This window comes from Peribacillus sp., assembly GCF_059453735.1.
Map to the genome: position 1 here is coordinate 1 of NZ_JAZVJO010000363.1, position 4,018 is coordinate 4,018.

General features: G+C 38.0%; 3 protein-coding genes. 1 reads left to right on the top strand and 2 read right to left on the bottom strand.

What is annotated here, in order from left to right; translation table 11 throughout:
- Positions 1-615 (bottom strand): amino acid ABC transporter ATP-binding protein (locus AC52RT_RS11625; RefSeq protein WP_495540893.1); only part of this gene is annotated, 615 nt, incomplete at its 3' end.
- Positions 602-2,041: an amino acid ABC transporter substrate-binding protein/permease gene (locus tag AC52RT_RS11630; protein ID WP_495540894.1), complete on the bottom strand. Its 1,440-nt coding sequence runs from the start codon at positions 2,039-2,041 to the stop codon at positions 602-604. The genes AC52RT_RS11630 and AC52RT_RS11625, both read right to left, overlap by 14 nt.
- A 428-nt stretch (positions 2,042-2,469) precedes the next feature.
- On the opposite strand from AC52RT_RS11630, the gene AC52RT_RS11635 reads away from it, so the two are divergent.
- Positions 2,470-3,915 carry a DEAD/DEAH box helicase gene (locus tag AC52RT_RS11635; RefSeq protein ID WP_495540895.1) on the top strand — a complete coding sequence of 482 codons (1,446 nt, stop codon included), beginning with the start codon at positions 2,470-2,472 and terminating at the stop codon, positions 3,913-3,915.
- Positions 3,916-4,018 lie beyond the last annotated feature (103 nt).

The window sequence follows — 4,018 nt, forward strand, 5'->3', positions numbered from 1 at the left end:
GGCTACTTCCCTAGCAAAGCCCATTTCATGTGTAACGATGACCATTGTCATGCCTTCAGTTGCCAACTGTTGAATAACTGCCAGTACTTCTCCGACCATTTCAGGATCTAAGGCACTAGTTGGTTCGTCAAACAACATAATATCAGGATTCATGGCTAATGCTCTAGCGATAGCGACGCGTTGTTTCTGACCGCCTGATAGTTGTGCAGGTCTTGCATTCGCTTTATCTGCCAGACCAACGCGATCCAATAGTTTCAATGCAATTTCTTTGGCCTCTGCTTTTGTATTTTTCTTTAATTCTATTGGAGAAAGTGTGATATTATCTAAAACCGATAAATGAGGGAATACGTTAAAATGTTGAAAAACCATTCCAATATTTTCACGAACTTTATTAATATTGACTTTCTTATCTGTCAGCAGTGTATGATCAATCATCACTTCTCCGCCATTTACTTCCTCTAATAAATTCATACAGCGTAAAAGGGTGCTTTTCCCTGAACCAGAGGGACCAATCAGGCAAACAACTTCACCTTCCTGTACCTCAAGATCAATTCCCTTGAGCACTTCTAATGAACCATATGATTTTTTCAACTGATTGACCTTAAGCTTTGCCATTCTGGATTCTCCTTTCTAGACGCTGCGATACTTTTGTTAAAATCATGATGATAATAAAGTACATTAAACCAACGATTAACCACATATTGAATGATTCTAAATTTCTGGCAATAATGATCTTTCCGCTTTGGGTTAATTCATTAATTCCTATGATCGAGAGAATGGACGTATCTTTCAATGTGATGATAAATTGATTAATGAAAGAAGGAATCATTAACGTAATGGCTTGAGGAAGAACAACCTTTGCCATCGCTTTTTTATAAGGAAGACCTAAGCTTCGTGCTGCCTCCATTTGTCCCTTATCAACGGATTCAATTCCTCCACGGACAATCTCAGCCATATAGGCACCTGCATTTAAACTGAGGGTCAATAGACCTGCAGTAATTGCTGAAATACGGAAATCGAGTGCAGCGGGAACGCCGAAATAGAAGAAGAACGCTTGTACAATCAGCGGTGTTCCACGGAATATATCCACATAAATACTGCCCAGCATATTTAACGCTTTATTTTTGGCAACTCGGCATAAACCGAATACAATTCCGAGTATGGAAGCGATAATCAAGGAAACAACTGTCAGCATCAACGTCATGCCTAATCCTTTTAGCAGACTTGGATAGCTTGATTTTATTAAACCGAGGACTCCTTTATCTTCATCGCTTTTAGGTGCTGATAAATAAGTGTCTAAGATCTTGTCGTACTCGCCTGTTTCTTTTAAATTACTTAGCCCTTCATTAAATTGTTGAATAAGTTCGGGATTTTCTCCTTTAGAAACGGCAAAACCATACGAGCCGCCTGATTCTTTCTCAGTCACTAATTCAAGTCCGTTACCTTGGTTGGCACCGTAAGCAAGGACTGGATAATCATCAAAAACAGCAGTAGAGTTGCCGGTTTTGACGTCATCATACATATTGGCTGAATCATCGAATGTGACAATTTTAAATCCGTATTTATCCTTAATACTGGTAGCAAAGCTTGCACCTTCTGTACCTGTTTTAACCGCGACTTTTTTTCCTTTTAAATCTTTATATTCCTTTATTTCGTCATTGCCTTCTTTAACGGCCATGACCACACCAGAATCAAAATATGGGTCAGAAAAATCGAATTTGTTTTTCCGTTCATCGGTAATACTCATACCGGCAATGACGCCGTCTACTTGTTTGGACTCAAGAGCTTGTACGGCCGCATTAAACCCTAAGGGCTTAATTTCAACTTTAAATCCTTGATCTTCAGCAATCGCGTTAAGTAAATCGATATCAATACCGACATACTCACCGTTTGTTTCTTGAAATTCAAATGGTGCAAAAGTAATATCTGTAGCAATTTGATAGGTTTTTCCATCTGTTGTTTCTGCTTGAGCGAATGGAGCGATGAATGATAGTAATAAGGTCATTAATGCAATCAATAACGGTTGTCGAAATTTCCTCATGATTTCCTCCTTGATATATGTTAGGAATAAAAATAATTATAGATAAATACTCTCTCTAGTGGTATTTACCCAATATTAAATGAAAATAAGAGTTTATTGTAATTTTTTTTGATGGGAGTAAAATTAGCTTCATTTGCATTTAGTTAAGATTAAATTAAACACAAATAGATAGGGAAAAGAAAGAGAGCGTTCCACGTGAAACAATTTTTTTCAAATAATCCTTAATAAATAGATAATGTTCATAAATGGTGGTTATGTAGTCATGATTTCCTGTGAATATGGACTGATGATTGTTTTATCATTCCCCTTGTTTCTCGTAAAAATCTCATTATGGTTCGTTTTCGAGTATAATGGGAAGTTGGATATAATATAAGTAGAACGGACATGGGTTAGGAAATACGATACTATACAATAAATGAGGCAGCTATATGACGAAAAGAAAATTTACAGATTACGCATTAAGTGATGAAATTGTACGTGCACTCGAGGATTTAGGGTTTACTGTGCCGACAGAGGTACAAAACGAAGTGATTCCAGTTGCCCTGAAGAAACAAGATCTGGTTGTAAAATCACAAACGGGCAGTGGGAAGACAGCGGCATTTGGGATTCCTATTTGTGAAATGGTGGATTGGGCAGAAAATAAACCACAAGCCTTAATTTTATCACCAACACGTGAACTGGCTGTTCAAGTGAAGGAAGATATCACGAATATCGGGCGTTATAAACGTATTAAAGCAACGGCTGTTTATGGTAAACAACCATTTGCTCCACAGGCAGCTGAGTTAAAACAAAAGAGCCATGTAGTGGTTGGTACACCAGGCCGCGTCCTTGACCATATTGAGAAGGGAACGCTTGCTTTAGATCGTTTGAGTTATCTAGTAATTGATGAGGCAGATGAGATGCTGAACATGGGTTTTATTGATCAAGTAGAAGCAATTATCCATGAACTGCCTAAAAAACGGGTGACGATGCTGTTCTCAGCTACACTTCCTGAAGATATAAAAAAATTATCAAATAAGCATATGAACAACTCTACGGATATTGAAATAAAAGCAACGGGTTTAACAACGGATAAAATTGATCACTATGTTTTGGAAGCTGGAGATAGTGATAAAACAGCATTGCTTCACAATCTAATGGTGGTAGAAAATCCGGATAGCTGCATTATTTTTTGCCGTACTAAGGATCGTGTTGATCAGCTGTGTGATGATCTTGCGGATTTGAATTACCCAGTGGATAAGATTCATGGTGGAATGGAGCAAAAGGAAAGATTGGATGTCATGAAGGAATTTAAGCGGGGAGAATTCCGTTATCTAGTGGCTACAGATGTGGCAGCAAGAGGCATAGATATTGACAGCATCACACATGTCATTAATTATGATTTGCCATTAGAAAAGGAAAGCTATGTTCACCGCACAGGCAGAACTGGCCGTGCCGGTAAAAAAGGGAAGGCCATTACGTTGGTTACCCCATTTGAGGATAAATTCTTAAGTGAAATAGAAAGCTATATTGGGTTTAATATCCCAAGAATGAAAGCTCCTTCTAACGAAGAAAAAAACAACAGCCAAGCTGATTTTGAAAAGAAGCTTGCTGCTCAGCCAACTATTAAAAAGTCTAAAAGTGACCAGTTAAATAGTCAAATCATGAAGCTCTATTTTAACGGAGGCAAGAAAAAGAAAATCCGTGCTGTTGATTTCGTTGGAACGATCGCTAAGATTAATGGCGTCTCAGCTGAAGATATTGGGATCATCACCATTCAGGATACCGTCTCATACGTTGAAATCCTTAATGGAAAAGGACCGCTTGTGTTAAAAGCTATGAAAAACACAACCATTAAAGGCAAACAGCTAAAGGTTCACGAAGCGTTAAAATAAGTTAGGAAAACAGTTCACAGATTATGTGAGCTGTTTTTTTATGATTAGGGAAGGCACCAGACCTCATTCAGAGGATCTCTAAATAGGTTGTTTAGGAGTTCAG